At 44.9% G+C, this 19913-nt stretch carries 18 protein-coding genes, 1 pseudogene and 1 other annotated feature; of the genes and pseudogenes, 5 read left to right on the top strand and 14 right to left on the bottom strand.

All coding sequences use genetic code 11. The features are described from left to right. Nucleotides 1-3 precede the first annotated feature (3 nt). The 4 genes from AOU00_RS22010 to AOU00_RS21995 form a co-directional block, all read right to left on the bottom strand. Nucleotides 4-1389: an arabinan endo-1,5-alpha-L-arabinosidase gene (locus tag AOU00_RS22010; RefSeq protein WP_069291653.1), complete on the bottom strand. Its 1386-nt coding sequence runs from the start codon at nt 1387-1389 to the stop codon at nt 4-6. Between the two features lie 80 nt (nt 1390-1469). Next, complete coding sequence (locus tag AOU00_RS22005) at nt 1470-2312, bottom strand: carbohydrate ABC transporter permease (RefSeq protein WP_025723511.1); 843 nt, start codon at nt 2310-2312, stop codon at nt 1470-1472. 27 nt (nt 2313-2339) lie between these two features. Further along, nucleotides 2340-3230 carry a carbohydrate ABC transporter permease gene (locus AOU00_RS22000; RefSeq protein WP_013309768.1) on the bottom strand — a complete coding sequence of 297 codons (891 nt, stop codon included), beginning with the start codon at nt 3228-3230 and terminating at the stop codon, nt 2340-2342. A 93-nt stretch (nt 3231-3323) separates the two neighbouring features. Further along, nucleotides 3324-4667: an ABC transporter substrate-binding protein gene (locus tag AOU00_RS21995; RefSeq protein WP_069291652.1), complete on the bottom strand. Its 1344-nt coding sequence runs from the start codon at nt 4665-4667 to the stop codon at nt 3324-3326. A 508-nt stretch (nt 4668-5175) separates the two neighbouring features. Between AOU00_RS21995 and AOU00_RS21990 the strand changes: the two genes are divergently transcribed. Next, on the top strand, nt 5176-6105 hold the full coding sequence (locus AOU00_RS21990; RefSeq protein WP_069291651.1) for an ArsR/SmtB family transcription factor: 930 nt from the start codon (nt 5176-5178) through the stop codon (nt 6103-6105). A gap of 56 nt (nt 6106-6161) precedes the next feature. Here the strand turns inward: AOU00_RS21990 and AOU00_RS21985 are convergent, their stop codons facing one another. Both AOU00_RS21985 and AOU00_RS21980 read right to left on the bottom strand, forming a co-directional pair. Next, a complete protein-coding gene (locus tag AOU00_RS21985; protein ID WP_069291650.1) occupies nt 6162-6872 on the bottom strand; it encodes a DUF1361 domain-containing protein in 711 nt (236 codons plus the stop codon). 93 nt (nt 6873-6965) lie between these two features. Further along, complete coding sequence (locus tag AOU00_RS21980) at nt 6966-7574, bottom strand: DUF1349 domain-containing protein (RefSeq protein ID WP_069291649.1); 609 nt, start codon at nt 7572-7574, stop codon at nt 6966-6968. Between the two features lie 189 nt (nt 7575-7763). Then, nucleotides 7764-8002, top strand: a binding site (T-box leader). Nucleotides 8003-8044: 42 nt separating this feature from the next. Here AOU00_RS21980 and AOU00_RS21975 point away from each other — a divergent pair. Then, nucleotides 8045-9229, top strand: coding sequence for an aminotransferase class I/II-fold pyridoxal phosphate-dependent enzyme (locus AOU00_RS21975; RefSeq protein ID WP_069291648.1), 1185 nt, complete (start codon nt 8045-8047; stop codon nt 9227-9229). Nucleotides 9230-9405: 176 nt separating this feature from the next. On the opposite strand, the pseudogene AOU00_RS21970 reads toward AOU00_RS21975, so the two are convergent. From AOU00_RS21970 to AOU00_RS21955, 4 genes and pseudogenes are all read right to left on the bottom strand, one after another. Further along, nucleotides 9406-9967 (bottom strand): annotated as a pseudogene (locus AOU00_RS21970) (GrpB family protein). Between the two features lie 12 nt (nt 9968-9979). Then, nucleotides 9980-10288, bottom strand: coding sequence for a macro domain-containing protein (locus AOU00_RS21965; protein WP_237166223.1), 309 nt, complete (start codon nt 10286-10288; stop codon nt 9980-9982). 53 nt (nt 10289-10341) lie between these two features. Further along, nucleotides 10342-11061: an SDR family NAD(P)-dependent oxidoreductase gene (locus AOU00_RS21960; protein ID WP_420488432.1), complete on the bottom strand. Its 720-nt coding sequence runs from the start codon at nt 11059-11061 to the stop codon at nt 10342-10344. 92 nt (nt 11062-11153) lie between these two features. Next, nucleotides 11154-11735: a TetR/AcrR family transcriptional regulator gene (locus AOU00_RS21955; RefSeq protein ID WP_069291646.1), complete on the bottom strand. Its 582-nt coding sequence runs from the start codon at nt 11733-11735 to the stop codon at nt 11154-11156. 194 nt (nt 11736-11929) lie between these two features. Between AOU00_RS21955 and AOU00_RS21950 the strand changes: the two genes are divergently transcribed. Continuing rightward, complete coding sequence (locus AOU00_RS21950; RefSeq protein WP_069292101.1) at nt 11930-13165, top strand: MFS transporter; 1236 nt, start codon at nt 11930-11932, stop codon at nt 13163-13165. An 84-nt stretch (nt 13166-13249) separates the two neighbouring features. Here the strand turns inward: AOU00_RS21950 and AOU00_RS21945 are convergent, their stop codons facing one another. From AOU00_RS21945 to fabF, 4 genes are all read right to left on the bottom strand, one after another. Then, the gene (locus AOU00_RS21945; RefSeq protein WP_061828576.1) at nt 13250-13990 is read right to left on the bottom strand and encodes a zinc ribbon domain-containing protein; all 741 of its coding nucleotides are present in this window, start codon (nt 13988-13990) and stop codon (nt 13250-13252) included. Nucleotides 13991-14096: 106 nt separating this feature from the next. Next, nucleotides 14097-15050: a helix-turn-helix transcriptional regulator gene (locus AOU00_RS21940; RefSeq protein ID WP_069292100.1), complete on the bottom strand. Its 954-nt coding sequence runs from the start codon at nt 15048-15050 to the stop codon at nt 14097-14099. A 20-nt stretch (nt 15051-15070) separates the two neighbouring features. Next, nucleotides 15071-15577 (bottom strand): GNAT family N-acetyltransferase, encoded by a 507-nt coding sequence (locus tag AOU00_RS21935; protein WP_061828577.1) that lies wholly within the window; start codon nt 15575-15577, stop codon nt 15071-15073. 141 nt (nt 15578-15718) lie between these two features. Further along, a complete protein-coding gene (gene fabF, locus AOU00_RS21930) occupies nt 15719-16957 on the bottom strand; it encodes a beta-ketoacyl-ACP synthase II (RefSeq protein WP_061828578.1) in 1239 nt (412 codons plus the stop codon). 163 nt (nt 16958-17120) lie between these two features. Between fabF and AOU00_RS21925 the strand changes: the two genes are divergently transcribed. Both AOU00_RS21925 and AOU00_RS21920 read left to right on the top strand, forming a co-directional pair. Continuing rightward, nucleotides 17121-17960 (top strand): helix-turn-helix transcriptional regulator, encoded by an 840-nt coding sequence (locus AOU00_RS21925; protein ID WP_069291645.1) that lies wholly within the window; start codon nt 17121-17123, stop codon nt 17958-17960. 137 nt (nt 17961-18097) lie between these two features. After that, nucleotides 18098-19912: a DEAD/DEAH box helicase gene (locus AOU00_RS21920; protein ID WP_069291644.1), complete on the top strand. Its 1815-nt coding sequence runs from the start codon at nt 18098-18100 to the stop codon at nt 19910-19912. Nucleotide 19913 lies beyond the last annotated feature (1 nt).

Raw genomic sequence — 19913 nt, 5'->3', positions numbered from 1 at the left:
CAATTAATCGCTGATACGTTTTCCCCAAATGGAAATTCCTTTTTCATTCATACCCGTGAAAATTAAAGTATGGCGACCAAGCTCCCAGTCCCATGAAGGAAGCAATAACAATTCTTCCTTTGTTCCTGCGGATGTAGTGCTCCAATCCATTGTTAGAGTACGCTTGCCATCAAAACTCCAGTGACCTTCAAGAGAACCGCTGGTTGCCCGTCCTCCATCTTCCAGACGGAGCGGTTCAGCTTCCACCTGGCCGTCTACTTCCTGCCTGATCACGATGCGCTCCCAGTTGCCGGATAATAGCCTTTTGGGTATATCCTGCTCCTTTTCGCCCGCATAGCGCTCCGGAGAGACGACCGGCCAGCCCTCTGCCGTCCACAATATTTTGCGTACATGCAGGTACGGCCAGCTCTTGTCCGTTTCTCCCCGCGCATGATGTACAATATAATAATCCGCACCGTCCTTCAGGACAGAATTGTGGCCTGGCGCAACCCAGCCTTCTCCTTCGCTGAACCGATAACCGCCCAATACCTTGTTTCCAATCTCGTATTGAGGCAAATAGCTGGTATCTGCCATATCATGTCCATTCATGTCTACATAAGGGCCTGTGATCGAATCTGAACGGGCAACACGAACATTGTAGTCCTCAAACAAAGAATCATACGAGACGAACAAGTAGTATTTACGGAACATTGGATTGTACACAATGTAAGGCCCTTCTACAGCACCGTCCTCAGTTGCCCGATCTCTGGCAGCGATATTTTTACCATAGCCAGATTCTTTGAGCTTTCCAGTCTGGGGATCAAGCGGTGTAATATAGATACCGCCGAAAAAAGAGCCGTATACCATCCATGGATTTCCCTCTGCATCCAGCACCGGATTGGCATCAATCGCATTCAGCTTGTCATGCTCTCCTGTTTTAACGACCAGCCCCTCATCCTTCCAAGGGCCTTCCGGGGAGCTGGATGTCTGCAATCCAATCGCAGACCGTGTGCTGCCAAAGGTAGAAGCGGAGTAATACATTCGATAGGTATCACCCACCTTGATGATGTCCGGTGCCCACAGATTGGTTGCGGATGACCACGCCTCTGCTTCCTTTGGAATGCCGGGGAGTGCATACTGAACCCAATTCCAGTGAATCAGATCAGTCGATTTGCGTACCATGACACCAGGTCTCAATTCTCCACCTGTCTTTACATCCGTTGAGTAGACATAATAGCCTTGATCTGTTTTTATAATCGCCGGGTCATGTGCATTGTTAATGGTCCAGCGCTGTTCATCGTTAATCGTACTCTGATCATACAAGTGATCGGGAGGCGGAGCCTGCGGATACACAGGGTCCGGAGTGTTATCCCCACAGCCGGATAGACCCAGCATGAGCAGCATAACCATAACTGTTATTCTCCTCCTTCCTTTACCCATTACATATTGCGACTGCCTTACATCATTCATCCGTCCCCTCCAAGTGTCAATTAACCTTTGACACCCGAAATGGCAACCGATTCAATAATTTGTTTCTGGAAGATCAAGAATATAATCAGTACAGGTAACAATGCTATAATCGATGCTGCCATAATAAGCGGATAGTCCGTCTGAATGGCGTAAGTCGCATTAAAATTCGCGATAACCAGCTGCAATGTCTGCGTTTCTGGTGAGTTCAAGTAAATAATCGGTGCCAAATAATCGTTCCAAATCCCCATGAACCATAAAATAAGCTGTGCCGCAACTGCCGGCTTAATGAGCGGGAACGTAATCGACGAATAGAGTCGGAAATAAGAACTTCCGTCAATTTTCGCAGCTTCGATAATGGCATCCGGTACGCTAAGCAAGTATTGCCGTAGGAAAAAGATCATAACTACATTTCCGAACAAACCTGGAACGATCAGAGGCAAAAGTGTATCGACCCAGCCAAGTTTGGAAAACATCATAAACTGTGGAATCATAACCGTTGGGTATGGAATCATCATAGATGCGATGAGTGCCAAAAACAGTTTGTTTTTATGAGGGAATCTCAGCTTTGCAAATGCAAAAGCGGCCACACTGGATGTGAAGGTACCTACAACGGTAACACTTACAGCCACAATCACGCTGTTCTTGATCCCGCTTAACAAAGGTCCTGCTTCCCAAATTTCCTTATACTTGCCAAACTGGAACACCTCTGGTATCCATACTGGTGGAAGAGCAAAGACATCCTGCTTTTCTTTCACCGAAGTGGACAGCATCCAAAGCAGCGGCGCGATCATCACAATCGCTCCAATCGCTAGTACAATAAAGATAATGATATTGGTAACTTTCGTTTTTTGACTATGGGACATAATCAGACTCACTCCTTTCCGCGAAAATCAATCCCCATCAAAGGACGATTTTTCATTCATTTTAAATTGAATCAAAGTTACGATAAAAATGAAGATGCCGAGAATCATAGCCATCGCGGAGGCATATCCCATTTGCAGGTTTTTAAATGCCTTATCCCAAATATAAAAGACGATTGAGGCGGATGAGTATTCCGGACCCCCTGTAGGTGTCATAATGTTCATTTCAGTAAAGATTTGCGAACCACCAATGATATTAGTTACGACCAGGAAGAAGGTTACTGGTTTCACCATTGGCCATGTAATATTACGGAACATCTGGAATCCGCTAGCTCCATCTAGCTCTGCTGCTTCATAATAAGAGCGAGATACGCTTTGCAGGGCTGCCAAATATAGCAGCATCGTATATCCAAGACCCTTCCAGACGGTCATGAGAATCAAGGCCGGTTTGACCGTATCTTTATCCATCAGCCAGTTAGGACCCTTAATACCGAATATTTCGAGGAATTGGTTCACCAAACCATAGTCTCCGTTGTATGCCCAGTTCCACATAATAGAAACGGCAGCCAACGAAGAAATAACCGGGATATAGTAAATCACACGAAATGTTGTCGTACCTGGAATCTTGCGATTCAAACCTAGTGCCAGCAGTAAAGCTAGTACAAGACCGATCGGAATACCCAGCATTAAGAAAAGAGTATTGTACATCGATTTATAAAAGAGCTCATCGCTAAATAAATCTTTAAAATTGTCGAGGCCAATAAAGTTCATTTGTCCCAATCCGTCCCAGTCTGTAAAAGAGCCGTATAACGAATAGACAAACGGGAATAACGTAAAGATTAGCAGACCGAGAATAGGTGGAAGAATAAATAAGTATCCATATACCTTCTCTTTGCGGTAGAGATTAGATTTGGTTATCACAGGGCTCACCTCTGTTTCTAATTTGGAATGAAGATGATGTTAGCAGCATGATATTTAGCCACTAACATCATCCCTTTTTCCTCTATTTACGCATTATTTCTGTGATTTTTTCTCTTGCTCCACCGCTTTATCCAGCAGTTTCTGCATCTTCGGTTGTTCTTGTTTCACATAATCTGCCGCCGTAATTTTACCATCCAGTACAGGTTGAATATCTGTGAAGAAAATATCGTACCATTCTGCATTATACGTATAGTTGCCTGGTAATGAGCGTCCATAGTCATTCACGATATCAATAAACTCTTGTTTATTGTTAGGCTTGGTTTTCGTATCTTTGGACCATTCATCAGCCATATCCAACAGATTCGGAATTTGTACCTTGGCATCTACGAGCTGCTTCATTCCTTCTTTAGAAGTTGTCAGATAGTTAACCAGTTCAACAGCTTCATCCGGGTATTTTGTTTTAGAGGAAACGCCGATACCCAGAGAACCAATCCATGTTGCCGATTTGCCAGTCGATCCGGCTGGGAACGGCAGCAAATCATATTCAAATGGCAGTTTTTCAAATGTACTCATATCCCAAGGACCTACCGGGAAGAATGCCATTTCGCCCTTCATCCAACGTTGGTATGTGTCCAATGTTTGTGATTGTTCAATACCAGGTGTGATTTTATATTTGTTTTGCATATCAGCAAAGTACTGAAGCGCTTCCGCAAATTTCGGATCATCAATCGTTACTTTAGTTTTGCTCTCATCCAGCCAATCAGCCCCATTACTCCATACAAAGGCTTGCAATGCCCACTGAACGTTAAAGCCTGTACCGTATTGATCTGGCTTGCCGTCACCATTGGTATCCTTGGTCAACTCTTGGTTGACCTTGATGAACTCATCCCATGTATACGGTTTGTCTTTATCAGGCAAAGGCACGCCCGCTTTTTCGAACATCGTTTTGTTGTAGCCAAGTGCGAATGGACCTAAGTCCTTCGGCATACCGTAAATATCTCCTTGACCGGCCATTTTGCCGTCATAGCGATACAAATCTATACCGTATTTCCAGATGTTATCCAGTTTAATATCCTTGTTCTTCTCAATGTAAGGAGTGAGATTCTTCAACACCCCACTGTTTACATAAGCTTTCACATCTCCAGGGGCAAAATAAAAGATATCTGGGAGGTTGTTTCCTGTAATCGCAGCTCTAAGCTTTGTAGCATATTGGTCTGCTGCCGTCACGACCATTTTAACCTTTACGCCAGGATGTTCCTCTTCAAATTTCTTGATTACTTCCTTATAAGCCTTTTGTTCATCTGTTCCACCACGGAACATGAATGTCAGTTCCTTACTTCCATCGCTACTGGAACTTCCCCCACTACAACCAGCCAGTGCAGCCACCATTAACAACAGAACAACCATTGTTATTGCAAAACCTTTTTTCTTTATCAACGCGACCCCTCCTAAATTTAAATGAAACCGCATACAATCGGTGCTAAAATAATTTCATACCACTCGGCCTAATCTTTAACTGTGCGGTACACAACCCGTTGTTGATTGCCGCTGTGATTATCATCCCTCTCATGTACCTTATGATTAACATTTTTCTTTATCAATAATGAATTCGTTTACAAATAAAATATAGCATGCCTTTCCTCGGTTCGTCAATGTATTTTTCAATCTTTTTAAATAGTTATAAAACATAGGTTAGAGTAACATGGAAAGCAAAATTAAATCGTATTTAAGTTTATTTATATCAAAAAAACCATAAATAAATCTTAAATACGATTTATTTATAAAGTAATCCCTAATTTGGAGTTCAATTCGCTCCCCTCTTGGTTTAGTAAAAAAAATTTACAAAAAAGCAGTTTACTTCTTTTTGATTTTATTTTAACATAAATCAAAGTAAATATATAAGCGCTTACATTACAATTTTTATAGATAAGGATGGTCTATAGCTATGATTTATATTAAGGACTTAATGTCAGGGTTAGATATTTTTAAAGCACTGGGTTCAGAAATCCGCATTCAAATTCTCGAGTTACTTGCTTACCAGGGACAAAGTATGAATGACATTGCCAACAAACTTAATTTGAGTAACGGTACAATTACAATGCATATTCGAAAATTGGAAGAATGCGGTCTTGTGGAGATCAATACCGTGAGCGGCAAGCACGGTACCCGAAAAATGTGTTATTTGAACAAGGATAAGCTGATGGTAGATTTGCGCAGCAGAGAACAAAAAAATGTGTATGAGGTTGAGATTCGCGTAGGTCATTACAGTAACTATCAAGCGTCCCCCACTTGTGGATTGGTGACCCGAGACAGCATTATCGGCGATTTTGATGATCCACGCTATTTTGCAGATCCCGGGCGTCTGGAGTCGGAAATGATCTGGATGGCCGAAGGCTTTTTGGAATACCGCATCCCCAACTATCTGAAAGCGAATCAATCCTTTAAAGAAATTCAATTCTCCGCAGAACTAGGCTCAGAAGCACCCTGCTATTGTGAGGAATATCCCTCCGACATTTGTTTTCACATTAACGGTATCCCTATTGGGCACTGGACCAGCGCCGGAGATTTTGGAGAAGTGCCGGGGGTTCTCAATCCAGATTGGTGGCCACCGCATTTAAATCAATATGGTATGCTCAAATTAATTCGCATCAATCAGCAAGGCAGCTTCATTGACGGGTGCCGCATTTCCGAGGTCACAATAGACGATATTAACCTTAACTATAAAAGCGACATTACACTCCGCTTATCCGTAACCGATCAATCGAAAAACAAAGGTGGGCTTACTATTTTTGGCAAAAGATTCGGAAATTTCAGTCAGGATCTACTTGTGCGGGTGCTTTATGATGTGCACGGGGAGGACAACGCCAACTCCTGACACGCCACATGTAAAAATAGGCCGAAGCCTGTATTCATTGAATACATGTCCTCGGCCTAAATATCCTGATCCTCACTTAAAGAGATATAGATCAATAAATAAAAAATGACTGCTATCCCAAACACCAACCAGCAAAAGGACAGCAAATGAAGCCTTGGTACTGCATGTACTCCCCATCTCCAAATATCCGTAAGGAGCACCAGTGGCTGCAATAATATATCCCAGCTATTCCAGCGAGCAAATCTACCAATATATACGCCTATGCTGGCCAGCCACAACAACACAAAAACTACAGCCCATGCGAGCCCACCTGAACAAATCCTCCTCAGCATATGGTGGATCACCAATACACAAAGGGATGTAAGAAAAAGGCCAAGCCCTGCTGCTGAAAAAGACGTAAATAAGATTAACCAAAATTGTGTGTTCAACCAAAAACGTGTATCAGGATTCACATCGTAAAAACGAAATGCATGAAGTAACTCAGTCACCAAATAAAGAGCATTCGGCAGAAAAAACAACCATACAATTGAGGAGAAAAATAAAAGAATACTTCTCACTTTTGTACTTCGCAGTCGGGATAAAGCCATCATTCCCAGAGTGATAAAGACCGGAACCCAGGCCAGGAATATATCCCAATACAGAAATTGATACATCCTCGTTCCACTTGTGGACTGTAAATACATAATGAGTCCGAAACAGCCCAACGTAGCTACAAGCAGCACTCCCAACAAACTGGGCAGCTTGTAACCCTTCCTTCTTAACAGCAAGTTTCCATCTACCTCCTGCCTGATCATGCGTATATACGTCTTTTTAAACCCTATTTCATAGCGCTTTCATATTTAGAGAGGGCCTTTGTCTATTTACTCCACGTTTCGTATGTCCTCGGATACATGGGTTGTTATCGTCAAGGCATCAAAGGTAACAGCACAGCCCTCCCCCATCGGAGATTGAGCAACAACTCCGACTTTGAGCTGGTTAGGAACATTCATACCAAAATATCTCGCCAACTTCCAATGCTGACCGTCTGATGAATAATGAAATGCAAAGCAATTTCCAGCTCGTGCCACTCGTAAATACGGATTGGACACGTCCATCGCCCCAGAGACACAATCATCGGATGTATCCCGAGTGACCACACTAAGAATAGATGGAGTGCTTTCAAAATATTCAAAACACAGCTTAGCCCAGTGGGTATCATCCGCCATCATCATCAAGCATCCTGAATCATAAGGCTGCTTCATATCAACACGAACCCTCGTCCATATTGTAAAATCACCTTGAAGCGTTGTATGCAAAAAGGGTGCGGACGATTTTACCGCTGCGCCAGACGGATCCCTAAAGAAATCAGCCTGCGAAGGTGCAGAAATTTGCAAAGACTTGGAATCATCGAATCTCCATTCAGCCGGCTCATTGATCCAGCTCCAATCCGCCGGCAATACTTTACCGCTAAAGCGTTCAAATACGTTCATATGGATACCATTCCTCTCTGGCAATATAGTCATATAACACATTGAAATCTGGGGCACAATCCCCTTGATACCACTATATACGTTATTTTCCAGTCGTCAATAATGATGATCTGTCTTTAATGTTTATAAAAAAAAGACTTGCCATCCTGAAATGTTGTGCTTATAATTACACCTAACTTGATACGGTAACAAATTTCAATGACGAGAACGAGTAAGCTATACAGCGGATTTGCAGAGAGTTGGGGCAGGTGAAAGCCAACATTCCGAGGGTAGCCGAACGCCATCTCTGAGAAGCGGGCTGAACCTGAAGTAAGCTCTGCCGCCTTTCCAGCGTTAACCGGAACACGTATTGATGGATACGTGAACAGAGTGTCATTTCGTATGGAATGAAACTAGGGTGGTAACACGGGTATAAACTCGTCCCTTTACAGGGGCGGGTTTTTTTGTTTTTCAAAAAGGAGGAAATCATCATGACAAATGTATCGACAGCAGTATCTATAACCGATTTTTTGACTCCAGCTGTACGGGAAATGCCACCTTCAGGCATCCGTAAGTTTTTTGAATATAGTACAGGCAGAAAAGATATTGTATCGCTTGGTGTCGGTGAACCTGACTTTGTAACCCCTCAACATGTCAGAAAGGCCTGTATCACAGCACTGGAAAATGGTAAAACATCATACACACCGAATGCTGGACTTCCTGAGCTTCGTGAGGAGATTGCCGGGTATCTGGAGAGCAGCTTTAGCACATCCTACAACCCGACAGATGAAATCATGGTTACCATTGGGAGCAGTGAAGCACTGGATTTGGCACTACGCGCTCTGATCACCGCACACGATGAAATACTCATTCCGGCTCCATGTTATATTTCGTATTCGCCCATCACGTTTCTAAACGGAGGGCATACCGTAACCGTTGAAACCTCTGCGGATCAGCAGTTCAAGCTAACAGCTGAGGCACTCCAAGCCAAGCTGACTCCACGATCCAAAGTGCTTATTCTCTGTTATCCGAATAATCCGACGGGTGGGGTGATGACCTATGAGGATTGGTTGCCGATTGCCCGCCTGGTTGAGGAGCATAATCTTGTCGTTATATCAGACGAAATTTATGCTGAACTGACCTATGGACAGAAGCATGTAAGCTTCGCTTCTCTGCCGGGAATGAAAGAGCGTACCCTGCTCATCAGCGGCTTTTCCAAAGCATTTGCGATGACAGGCTGGAGGGTCGGCTATGTGTGTGGCCCAAGAGAGTTGATTTCAGCTATGCTGAAGATTCATCAATATACCGCCATGTGCGCTCCTATTATCGGGCAAATTGCCGCTATTGAATCCCTGCGTAACGGGCTGGAGGAAAAAGATCGTATGATGGAATCTTACAATCTGCGTAGAAAATGGTTCGTTGAAAGCCTATGTCAGACAGGACTGCCATGTCACGAACCAAATGGTGCCTTCTATGCTTTTCCCTCCATTATGCACACAGAGTTAAGCTCAGAGCAGTTTGCCAAGCGGTTGCTGGAAGAAGAAGGAGTCATTACTGTACCCGGTTCCGCATTTGGCCCAGGCGGCGAGGGCTTTATCCGCTGCTCATATGCGTCATCGCGAGAACAGTTGGAAATGGCTTTGGAACGCATTAGCGCATTCTTGAAACGTCTATAAATGCGATTTTTCCTATCATAAAATGAATATGAACACTGGATGAACACTACCGTAGTAGCTTCTGAATAAGCTTTTTCTGGTGTGCTGGCAAGCCTTCTGGCCATTCCCCTACACGGCAATAACAAATGTTGGAGATTTCGGCGCTTGGTCGGAAAGCACCCGGGAGTCCGGACATTCTAATCTTTAGGATGTCCGGTATTCAGAACGTTTTGCACAAAATCAGTCTTGGCCTCCGTGTACGCTTCACGATCATGCTGATTTTCCATCGCCAGCCGCCTTTTTAATACATCATATTGCTGAATCAGCTCAGGCTGTTCACGAAGTCGGTTCCGAAACAATAGCTGCCGATCCCAATGCTCATCAGATTTCAGTATGAGATGCAGATGTCCCTCTCTTTGATCCTGTTCCACTTTAACCAAAAATCTTCTCCATTCCCGACCGTCCAATTCAGGCGGAACATAGTTCCAGCCTGCTGGTTGTAAAGCAGACACGATCTGTTCCAGTTGATCCCAAGATTCTAATTTTGCCATTATGTCAATAATGGGCTTAGCAGAAAGATTGGGGAATTGCCGTGCTTCCTATATGTTCGATTTCCGTCACCTTAAACGGCAGTAATAACTCCCGCAACTGGTAAATGATCTTTAAGCCCTGCTCTGACCAGGCAGGATCAGGATTCACTATTTTTACAGGCTCCGTAGCCCACACCGGCCAATGTTCCTGGTTTTGCTCCTCATGCATTCATGATCCCCCCTAATTTCTACTCATGTATTGCAGCTTACGACTGTATAACTGAGCGTTTTCCGCATCAAAACAAACAAAAATAATCTCATTCAAAGCCGCATGTTCACGTACAAAACGTGTCACTTCCTGTATAGCAATATCCGCCGCCTTTTCTTTCGGGAAACGGTAGATGCCTGTGCTGATATTCGGAAAGGCAATGCTTCGTGCATTCAGTTTTAAAGCTAATTGGAGTGCATTATGGTAGCATTTCGCCAATAGCTCCTCTTCCCGATGGTCGCCACCATTCCACACAGGGCCAACGGTATGAACAACATTCACGTTTATCTAAGTTCAATTTGGGTATTCATTAATCCTCCTCCTCTCGTAAAAAATCATCTTAGATAACACCCATTATTAATATCAAAGGTCGCTCCCGTATAATGCCTGGATCTTTTCGATAGCAGAAACAGGACAGTATAAGCAACATCTTCTGCTTTTAAAGGCTCAGGAATTAGCTGATGATTTGTATATTCCTCCTTTCTCCAATCAGGAATATGATCCATCATTGGAGTACTTACCATCGTTGGTGCCACAGCATTAACTCTTATATAAGGTGAAAAATTCATGGCACAGCTTTTAGTAAAGCCCAATATTGCCGCTTTTGATAATCCATAGATCGCATCTGAGCTTCCTTCCATTCCAGAAACAGAAGACATATTTACGATAATTCCCTGATGCTTCTTCTCAATCATGAACTTTCCAAAAAATTGCGAGAAATATACACATCCCTTAATATTTATGTCCAGCACCTTCTCTATTTCTTCCATACCATAGTCGAGTATATTCTTTCCTCTATAAACACCTGCATTATTGACTAAAGCTGTTATGTCCGGGTGTTCTCCCTTAATGTATGTAAAAAAATCAGTTACTTCCGTATAGTTACTTATATCTATCAGATAGGTGTACAAACTTGGTGAATTCAGTTCAGCCTCAAGTTCGTTTAAAGAACGTTTATTCATATCACACGCAATAACACTTGCGCCTTCCCTTAGACATTGCTGAGTAATTTCCTTTCCAATGCCGGAAGCAGCTCCTGTTATAATAACTTTCATTTTATTAAGCAATGAAGAAACCCCTCTCTCGTTCGGTATATAGTTTTACTCAAAATACCTCTCTCAAGTACTATCAGCTATATGAAAGAAACTTACTTCAGTAACATAAGTGCAGTCGCAACCGAATGATCCACAAAAGAACGCTCTGGGCGCGACTTCATCATCACGGTAATCCCAATTAACAAAGAGACCATCGTATGGGCCAGAGCTCGTGCGTCCATGCTAGCCTCCAGCTCTCCTGATCTTATACCACGCTCGAGGGTTTCCTGAAAGACGGCAGAAAGATACATCTGATGTTCTCTGGTTAAAATCTCAAATTTCTCATCATGAGGGGCTAATTCTACCATCGTATTAATACAAAAGCATCCTCTATTAGGCCCATCCTCGTACTCTTCTGCCACGACTCCTCCAAAAAAATTGTAAAACGCTTCTTTTACAGAAGAATTGCTTTGTAGTCTAGAGCGTACATAAGCAGCGTGGGATTGCGTATATTTGCGCAGCGCGGCTTCGAATAATTGCTTCTTGTCTCCAAAGGCAGCGTAAATGCTAGGGCGCTGAATTCCCATTTTGGAGGTTAAATCACTTAAAGATGTAGCCTCGAATCCCTTTTCCCAAAAAATTCGCATCGCTGCATCCAACGCTTGATCTTCATCAAATTCCCGTGGTCGAACCATAAGCAGCTCCTTCTTTTCATATCGTTCAGTATATTAAGATTGTATGATCACGATAAGAAACTGTCAAATATGTGCATGATGAACTCTTGACATTTCATATGTACACGAGTTATATTGACCTAAATTCATTACATACCAATCAGTATATTATACTCAACGGTATGTAAATACAGAAAGCGACGTGGTATGTGAAAATGAAGACGTCAGAAGAAAAAGCGGTACTCCTCCCTCATCAAACGGTAGCAAATGCTGCCGAAACAGCCCCCATTCCCTCCCTGTCCCGATCTGTGGCACTCTTGTTTGCCATAGCCTGCGGGCTGGCTGTCGCTAACATTTACTATGCACAGCCATTGCTGGATGCGCTGGCAAACGAATTTGGCATTACGCACTCATCGGTAGGCATGGTCATTACTATCACGCAAATTTGTTATGCGTTGGGATTATTGCTGCTCGTCCCGCTTGGCGATCTTTTGAATCGACGGCGACTGATTACAGGGCAAATGCTGCTATCCGTGCTGGCACTAATCGTGGTTAGCTTTGCTCCTACCCGCACAATACTGCTTATAGGTATGGCAATGGTTGGACTGCTGGCTGTAGTCACTCAAACACTCGTGGCTTTCGCCTCTACCTTGGCTAATCCGACTGAACGTGGGCGTATCGTAGGTCTGGTGACCAGTGGAGTCGTTATCGGCATTCTGCTGGCACGAACCGTGGCCGGTGTATTAACTGATCTGGCAGGCTGGCGTTCAGTTTACCTTGTTTCTGCCATACTTACGCTGTTTATGGCTGGAGCTCTGTTGCGGGTGTTGCCAAAGAACGAACCCACAAGTGCGACACTTTCCTATCCGCAACTGCTCCGATCGGTTATCGTACTATTCTTGCAAGAACGAATCCTGCGTATTCGTGCTGTCCTTGCATTGCTCATTTTTACGGCGTTCAGCATATTGTGGACTTCGCTTGTGTTACCTCTCAGTGCACCCCCATTGTCTCTTTCACATACTGCTATCGGGGCCTTTGGACTGGCTGGAGTCGCCGGGGCATTAGCAGCAGCACGAGCAGGGCGTCTTGCCGATCAGGGCTTGGGACAACGGACGACGGGTATCGCACTAGTTGTGTTGCTGCTGTCCTGGTTACCTATCCGCTACACCGAGCATTCTCTGTTCGCTTTAGTTCTTGGCGTCATTCTTTTGGACTTGGCGGTACAGGCTGTACATGTCACCAACCAAAGCTTGATTTTCAATGTGCGCCCTGAGGCACGGAGCCGACTTACTGCAGGCTACATGATATTTTATTCCATTGGTAGCGCCACCGGGGCCATTGCTTCCACTCATATGTACATCTATGCCGGATGGAATGGGGTGTGTCTATTAGGAGCTGGTGTCAGTGCTCTGGCTCTCATCTTTTGGGCTTTAACTCGACGTTCAACTTGAAGGGGAATCTACTATTGATTGAATCAGAAAAACCGCCGGGTCCACGACAATGACCGGCGGTTCTCTTCTGTCACAACAAAATCATCACTTGATTGCAATATAAATCAAAACAGGTTCATCAGGACTGCCATACATTTCAAAATCACCTGTGTATGTCCGCTCCCCTTGTCCCGTGGCAGCCCACTCCCAAATCGTCTGCCATACACGGAAGACAGAAGATGGCTCCTGAGTTGCCTGAAAAATGGCGTAGCGTGCAGCCGGGATGACAAGTTCTTCAAGGTCATCAGGAGTTTGGAAATCTACAGCCGCTTCCTTCCCGATAAAAAACGTATACTCGCCTAAAGCTCCATTTTCATAGTCAGTATAGCAACCATAGACAGAAGCATGTCCTGCTTTTTCCTTTATCCGACCAGTCACGTCCTCACTCCAAAAACGTTCCCACATGTTTGGAATGATCCCGTGAGATGTTTGTTCATTCTGATTACTTGTACGTGCTTTCAACCCAATCAAACGGATCTCACCTCGATATTCTTCCCGAATGGGTCCATCCAGTGTAAGCCCCGTATCCTCTGAGGACCGCCATCGTTTCAAAAATGGCAGGTAATTGCGCAGCATCGAAGTCGCTTCTTCTTCCTGCATCCCCTCCTCTACCAGGAAAGGCACAGACTGCTGAATCATTCCCTCCATAGTCAATTCAGGCTGTACAAATTCGCCTTCCTTGTAACAATACTTGCAATACTCATCCGTTTTATGATGTTGTGCATCCGTTCCATATTGGTCCTCATGCTCTAGCGGCATCCCGCAACTTTGACAAGCTTTATCCATCCTCGTAAATCCCCTTTCGCTAACTGATATCAGGTATGCCACCAGTATAACGAAACAAACCTGACAACTATGGGTCAGGTTTGTTTTACTTTAACTAAGATTTCCTTTATGATTCCCGAACTTCTTCATAATTAGATGCAATACGCAGCGCCATCTTATGAATCTTGTCCCGCAAATGGGCTGGTTCTTTGACAACCACATCCGGTCCCAAGCTTAAAATAAATCCGTACGCCCATGCATCCTCAGGAAACGGGACCGAAACCGTATAGATCCCTTCCTCCTGCTCGGTCAATGCTTCTACGCCAAACCAGTCCTCCGCCAGATGCCTTGAGTCACGGTTAAATTGTAGCGTAAATGGTTGTACGGCTCTGGATACCTCCATCCGCCCCTCATTCCACGGCAACACTTCATAAGAAAGATCCCTGCGAGCAAAAACTGTCTCTGTAACCACAGGGTCACTCATGCGCGAGAGTTTGAATAGACGAAACTGCTCCCTATCGGGACAATATGCATATACAAACCATTGTTGTCCTTTCAGAACGAGCGTATGCGGTTCAACATTCCGTTCCGTTATGGCTCCCCCCGCATTTCGATAGGTAAAGGCGACAGTGCGCGCTTGGCTCATTGCTTCTTTTACCTTTATCAATTTGCCTTCCTGCGCAGCCCGATTTCCCCATCCCGAATGATCGACGATAAACTGTGTGGTATGGACACTAAATTGCTCTTTCCCAGATTCCGGTATAATACTTTCAAATTTATGAAGTAACCGCGACACATTCGGGCCGCCCAACGACGAGGACAAACTCTGCAAACCCATCACGATATCCTTTATATCATGATCCGTCAGCATACTGCGATCCAGGCGGTATCCTTCCATAAGACCGATTCCCCCGTTGGCTCCCTGATAAGTGACCACCGGAATACCTGCCATACTAATCGCTTCAATATCTCTATAGATCGTCCGGATCGAAACCTCATATAAATCAGCCAGTTCCTTCGCTTGTATTCTATTTTTCTTTAGCAGCAAAATGACGATAGAAAGCAATCGGTCAATTTTCATTTTTTCAAAACCTTTCGTCATTAATAAAAATAAGCCATGAACTCCTCATCGTATCCCTGACCGTGATATTCCAAAGCATTCTTTTCTATACCATAGGTTTCAAATCCCAATTTCCTATACAGCTCAACAGCAGCTTGATTGGTAGTCACCACACTCAGGTTGATTTGCTTCAAACCTTCCACTTTTCTACCTTGGCTGATAACTTCCAATAAAAGTTTTTTAGCGATCCCCTGGCCTCGATAGGTCGATGGTACATAAACTCCCCAAATTGCTCCCTTATGCTGCGTCTTTATTTTCTGTTCTCTTCTAAACCCGGTCATGCCAACCAGCTGGTGATCCTTTGTAAATGCACCAAGTATGTAATGATCTCGTTTATTTTGTATCTGCTTCACCACATCAGATAGCGGAACTAGTGCGGCTTCCTCATAGGAGGTTCCAAAAGCTTCGGGGTTCATTTGTAGGGCTTCCAGTCTCAAATTCCAATAAGCCTCAGCGTCTGCTGGTTGTATGTTTCTGATTAAAACCATGGCTTCCCGTCCCTCCAAATGTTTTCCTTCATCTTACTCTATCTCTTATCTAAAATGAATCTGTTATTCTTCGATTAAAATAACCTCAGGTGCTCTATCCAGCCGGATAGAATGCCTGAGGTTTCAATAACTCCTTACAAATTATGACTCGTAGCGCTTCAGCACAATGACCGCATTATGACCACCGAAACCGAAAGAGTTAGATAGCCCAATATTTAGTGGAGCCTTGCGCGCTTCGTGAGGCACATAATCCAAATCGCAAACCGGGTCTGGATTGTCCAGATGCATCGTTGGTGGAATGATGCCTTCCCGTAGGCTTTGCACAAGCGCAATCGCTTCGACCCCGCCCGCAGCTCCCAGCATATGACCCAGCATGGACTTATTCGCAGTAACCGGAATCTGATAGGCATAATCACCAAACAGCTTATGGATTGCAAGGGTCTCAGCGGCATCCCCGACAGACGTACTCGTTGCGTGGGCGCTAATCACGTCCACTTCTTCAGGGGAGATGCGGGCCGAATGAAGGGCTGCTTTCATAGCCAAGTAAGCTCCGGTTCCTTCGGGATGCGGTGCAACCATGTGATAAGCATCCGAACTGGCTCCATAACCGATGACCTCACCATAGATTTCCGCACCACGGCGGATAGCGTGCTCCAGTGACTCCAGTACCAGAATACCTGCACCTTCGCTCATGACAAAGCCGTCTCGATCCTGATCAAAAGGTCGACTTGCTATAGAAGGCTCCTCGTTACGTGTGGACAAGGCAGTCGCATTAGCGAAGCTTGCCAAGGCCAATCTAGTCACCGCCGCTTCAGTTCCACCAGCAAAAATGACATCCGCATCTCCTGTGCGAATCGTCCGAAACGCCTCTCCAATTGCTGTATTTCCAATAGAGCAAGCCGTCACGGGTGAAAGCGTAGGTCCCATCGCTCCAAACGCGATACTAATTTGAGCAGCTGCCATATTCGAGATCATCATGGGTACCAGCGTCGGGCTAACTCTACCCGGTCCACGATGTAGCAGAACATCTACATTGTTCACCAACGTATCCAAACCGCCGACTCCCGATCCCACATAGACACCTACACGCTCCAAATCGGTGTGATCCAGTTCCAGACCGGAATCCTTAAGCGCTTGTTCTGCCGCATATAATGCAAACTGAGTAAACCGATCCATTCGTCTAGCATCTTTACGTCCCCATTGCTTTTCTGCATCAAAATCCTGTACCAGTCCAGCAATTTGTGCTTTCAAATCGGACACATCGAATGTATCAATTTTACGTATACCTGAATTGCCTTCCAGCAAATTCTTCCACAACGTGTCCACTTCATTACCTATTGGGGAAACGACACCCATACCTGTTATCACTACTCTTTGCATAAGCTATTCATTCCTCCTGCTCGGTGACTTACTTATAATCCTCATTTTACCCTTGTCTTATCCTATTACAAGTGTTTGTTTATCCTGGTATAATGAACACTACTATAGTAAACGCCTTATTTGCTCACTTCGGATATACCCATTGAATGGAGAGAAAATACCTATGAAAACGGAAGCACGTCTGGAAGCACTATCTGTTTTTCTAAAAACAAAAAGGGCCCGCCTACACCCACATATGGTCGGTCTCCCCCAAGGATCACGTCGCAGAACACCAGGCTTGCGCAGAGAAGAAGTCGCTCAGCTGGCAGGTGTCAGTACGACCTGGTATACCTGGCTGGAGCAAGGACGAGATATTAAGGTGTCCGCCTCTGTGTTGGATGCTATTGCTGCCGCATTGCAGTTGAACACAGACGAGCGCAAATATTTGTATGATTTGGCGATCGAGGCCGGGTCTCACAGCCTTCCAGCTCCAGCAGAGCAGGCCGTCATTTCCCCCTCTCTGCAAAAGATCGTACAAGAGCTACACTACTGCCCTGCTATTATTTCAGATCGGCGTTGTCATATTGTCGGCTGGAACGCCGCTGCTGCTCATGTTTTTATGGATTTTGCCGAGCTACCACATGAGCAACGCAATATGATTGAACTGCTATTCACCAAAAAGGAGTTTAAAAGTCTAGCCGTGAATTGGGAACACTTTGTAAAGGGGTTCCTTGCAATTTTCCGCGCTTATTACGGACAATACGTAACAGACCCCTGGTATGCACAATTTATACAAAATATGAGTCAGACCTACCCAGAGTTTAACGAGCTTTGGAATCAGAGTGAAGTAAGCTCCGCGCCGGAGGTGCTCATTGAATTTCGTCATGCCAAGGCTGGCAAAATGCTATTTGACCTGACTTCTCTTCAGGTACAGGGCAGTGTTGATCTCCGTTGCAGCATCTACACCCCTAATGCGCAGACCTCTACGGAAAGTAAACTCCAAAAGTTAATGGAAGGCAGCTAAAGGATTTCATCCCTCCTGTTATGAAGATATCTTTTTCCGTCCATACTACATCTACGATCTGTGCTAAATAGATGCCACATATATGTGACAGAACCAAGAGCTTCAACTGTGCTACTACCAGGAGGGAGGGAATCATCATGAAAGCCAAATCGACAAGTTCCCCGCACATACCTAATCAAGCGCCACTGCCTGTTCCGGTGCAATTTGATCGAAGCTGGCAGGATGAGCTGGACCAGCGGCTGCGCAAAGGTGGCCCTTGGGGAGATTGGAATCTGTATCAGCTGGCCATTGAGGCTGAAAAAGTCAAACTGGTGCCGAGCTTTGATGAGCTTCAATGTCTACAGCATTTGCAAGACCTCACTCCACTACCCCATCAGCTGGATACCGCTCGAAAGGTACTGTTTCAAATGTCCGGACGTGCCATTCTTGCCGATGAAGTCGGCCTAGGCAAAACAATCGAAGCTGGAATGATCCTAAAGGAATATCTGGTTCGCGGGCTGGCTTCCAAAGTGCTTATTCTTGTACCCGCATCTCTGGTCCTACAATGGGTGCGTGAGCTGAACAGCAAATTCGGTATTCCCGCTGTCGCGCAGAAAAAAGCGTATTCTTGGTCTTCCGAGGTCGTCGTGGCCTCTATGGATACCGCCAAGCGGGAGCCCCATAGTAACATCCTACTAGATACCGATTATGACCTGCTCATTATAGACGAGGCTCATAAGCTGAAAAATAAAAAGACATCCAACTACCAGTTCATTATGAAGCTGCGCAAAAAATATTGTTTGCTCCTGACAGCAACACCTGTACAAAACGATCTGTCTGAGCTGTTTAACCTGATTACACTGCTCAAGCCTGGTCAATTGGGAAGACATGGCGATTTTTCAGCCAACTTTGTTGTAGATAAACGTCTGCCCAAAAATGAAGATCAGCTCAAGGATGAGCTATCTAAAGTCATGATCCGCAATCGTCGCGGAGAAGGCCCGGTTCAATTCACCAAACGAAATGTTTCCAACATTCACTTGGAACTTTCGCCGGAAGAGCAAGCGCTGTACGATGGGGTGACCTCTTTTGTCAAAGAGCAATACCAGGCGAATGGCGGAAATTTAAGTAGCATGCTGTCTCTCGTCACCCTTCAACGGGAAGTGTGCAGCAGCCGGGACGCTGTGTTCGTGACGCTGGTCAATTTGTCTAAAAAAATGGCCCCAGACTCTCCCCTACGCGATCGTGTCTGGGATTTGGTTGCACATATTAAAGCGATCAAGGCTAATTCCAAAGCAGAAAAAGCGCTCGAGCTTATCCGTCAGATGAACGAAAAAGTGATCATTTTTACAGAATACCGAGCCACACAGGAGTATTTGCTGAACTATTTCCGTGACCGTGGCCTATCTGCTGTTCCTTACCGAGGCGGTATGAACCGTGGACGCAAGGATTGGATGATGGATCTGTTCCGTGGGCGCATTCAGGTCATGATTGCCACCGAAGCGGGTGGTGAAGGCATTAACCTGCAATTTTGTCACCATATGATTAACTTCGATTTACCGTGGAATCCCATGCGTGTGGAGCAGCGGATCGGACGGGTACATCGGCTTGGACAGACGCATGATGTTAATATTTTCAACTTGTCCACAACCGGAACGATTGAGGAGCATATCCTGCATCTGCTGCATGAAAAGATAAATATGTTTGAGATGGTCATTGGCGGATTGGACGTTATTCTTGAGAAATTTGAGAAAAAAGAATCCATTGAAAAAAGTCTGTATAAAATCATGCTTGAATCCAGTAGCGATGATGAAATTCGCAAAAAAATGCAAAAGCTGGGCCACTCGCTGGATTCCATCAAGCAGGAAATGGAACAACTGCGCACAGACCAGCCAAACACAGAGGATTTATTAGGCCTAGCAGGCAATACGGTTCCTCCGGGCAAAGCTCGACGCAGTGTGAAGGGAGGTCGCTAGT

The sequence above is a fragment of the Paenibacillus polymyxa genome, from assembly GCF_001719045.1.
Lineage (GTDB): Bacteria > Bacillota > Bacilli > Paenibacillales > Paenibacillaceae > Paenibacillus > Paenibacillus polymyxa_B.
The sequence above is the reverse complement of the archived record's forward strand: the minus strand, read 5'-3'. Positions and strand labels throughout refer to the sequence as shown.

Bases quoted from the DNA above. Each gene is read 5' to 3' on its own strand.
- AOU00_RS22010 (WP_069291653.1), bottom strand. From the start codon at position 1,389: ATGGTTATGCTGCTCATGCTGGGTCTATCCGGCTGTGGGGATAACACT.
- AOU00_RS22005 (WP_025723511.1), bottom strand. From the start codon at position 2,312: ATGTCCCATAGTCAAAAAACGAAAGTTACCAATATCATTATCTTTATT.
- AOU00_RS21990 (WP_069291651.1), top strand. From the start codon at position 5,176: ATGATTTATATTAAGGACTTAATGTCAGGGTTAGATATTTTTAAAGCA.
- AOU00_RS21980 (WP_069291649.1), bottom strand. From the start codon at position 7,574: ATGAACGTATTTGAACGCTTTAGCGGTAAAGTATTGCCGGCGGATTGG.
- AOU00_RS21975 (WP_069291648.1), top strand. From the start codon at position 8,045: ATGACAAATGTATCGACAGCAGTATCTATAACCGATTTTTTGACTCCA.
- AOU00_RS21960 (WP_420488432.1), bottom strand. From the start codon at position 11,061: ATGAAAGTTATTATAACAGGAGCTGCTTCCGGCATTGGAAAGGAAATT.
- AOU00_RS21955 (WP_069291646.1), bottom strand. From the start codon at position 11,735: ATGGTTCGACCACGGGAATTTGATGAAGATCAAGCGTTGGATGCAGCG.
- AOU00_RS21950 (WP_069292101.1), top strand. From the start codon at position 11,930: ATGAAGACGTCAGAAGAAAAAGCGGTACTCCTCCCTCATCAAACGGTA.
- AOU00_RS21945 (WP_061828576.1), bottom strand. From the start codon at position 13,990: ATGGATAAAGCTTGTCAAAGTTGCGGGATGCCGCTAGAGCATGAGGAC.
- AOU00_RS21940 (WP_069292100.1), bottom strand. From the start codon at position 15,050: ATGAAAATTGACCGATTGCTTTCTATCGTCATTTTGCTGCTAAAGAAA.
- AOU00_RS21935 (WP_061828577.1), bottom strand. From the start codon at position 15,577: ATGGTTTTAATCAGAAACATACAACCAGCAGACGCTGAGGCTTATTGG.
- fabF (WP_061828578.1), bottom strand. From the start codon at position 16,957: ATGCAAAGAGTAGTGATAACAGGTATGGGTGTCGTTTCCCCAATAGGT.
- AOU00_RS21925 (WP_069291645.1), top strand. From the start codon at position 17,121: ATGAAAACGGAAGCACGTCTGGAAGCACTATCTGTTTTTCTAAAAACA.
- AOU00_RS21920 (WP_069291644.1), top strand. From the start codon at position 18,098: ATGAAAGCCAAATCGACAAGTTCCCCGCACATACCTAATCAAGCGCCA.